The sequence below is a fragment of the Paraburkholderia sp. CNPSo 3274 genome (genome assembly GCF_024206475.1).
GTDB lineage: Bacteria > Pseudomonadota > Gammaproteobacteria > Burkholderiales > Burkholderiaceae > Paraburkholderia.
In genome coordinates this window covers 1-1319 of sequence record NZ_JAMBPR010000211.1, presented here as the reverse complement: position 1 = coordinate 1319, position 1319 = coordinate 1, and the positions used below count along the sequence as shown (strand labels likewise).

Below are 1319 nucleotides of genomic sequence, written 5' to 3'. Positions count from 1 at the left end.
GGCGCGGAACGCGCCAGCCTGAACGGGCCGCCGATTCCATCGCGCCGGACCGAATTCCTTTTCCCGCCTGCCACTTCAGTAATAAAACAATTCGGTATCCTGATCTAAATCGGTGCACGTGGTGCAAATGAGGGTAAGTCATGAAACGAATCCATGCCGCATTCCTTGCCGCAGTGTTGAGCGCTACGATTGCGCCAGAATGTCAGGGGCAGTACACAACCGACTGGTTAGCGAATACGTTTGGGACTAGCGCAACTCATGTAGGCAACGCCGCCCGGTCCATGTGGGTTGCGCCTGAAGGGGTCATCTACACATCGTCCCTGTGGGATGAAAACGAAGGTGGAGTTGCGATATACCAGAATGGACAAAGCATCGGTTCTATCGGCGCGCATGGCGATTTTCAGGGCAGTGCGATCACAGGCAATTCGACTGATCTTTTCGTTGCGCTTCAGTTCAACAAGGCCTTCGGCAGTGGCGCGATCGGACGATATGCTCGAGCGAGCAAGACTCGCGATCTGCTGATCAACGTCAGCGCGGATACGACTGAAAGGCATGCGGACGTGGTGACCGGACTTGCAACGTGGGGCCAGTTCTTCTATGCCAGTGACTTTCCCGGAAACCGGGTGCGCGTCTACAAGACCGGTGGAACCTGGGTGCGGGATATCACGGTCTCAGGCCCCGGTGCGATCGCTATAGACCGCTTCGGCAACATCTGGGTTGCGCAGAAGAGCGCGGGAACGGTCCTCGGATTCAGCCCGACCGGCACTCTCCTGTCCACGATCAGCCTGGCCTCTACGTCTCGGCCCTCGGCGCTGTATTTCGACCCGACTACCAGTAACCTGATGATCGGCGACTCAGGTCCCGACATGAACATCAAGATCTACAATGTCGCGCATGCCCCCTCGTTAGTCGGTACGTTCGGTGTTCAGGGCGGCTATCTCGACACTGCGACCGGGATCAAAGGTCAGGTAGGGGGCAAGCGTTTCACCGCCGTCACTGGCATCGGCAAAGACTCCCTTGGCAATCTGTACGTGCTCAATAACCCGTGGGGCGGTACATGGGATCTTGGGCGCGCAGCCGGCACGGACATTCACTCCTACAGCGCTTCAGGTACGTTGCAATGGAAGCTTCAGTCCCTTAACTTTGAGGGGATCGCCGCTCCGGATCCGGGTACAGACGGCGCCCTTTTCTATGGCGGCACCAACATCTACACTGGCTCCGCTGGAGGAACCTTCGTAGCGAATACCGTCGATCCAATCGACTATCCATCCGATCCACGAATCAACATCAATGATCCCGGACGCGGTGAGCACTTCGGT

At 57.5% G+C, this 1319-nt stretch carries 1 protein-coding gene; it reads left to right on the top strand.

The features are described from left to right. Positions 1-140 precede the first annotated feature (140 nt). The coding region (locus M3I54_RS44245; RefSeq protein ID WP_254346707.1) for an SMP-30/gluconolactonase/LRE family protein at positions 141-1319 on the top strand (1179 nt) is incomplete at its 3' end.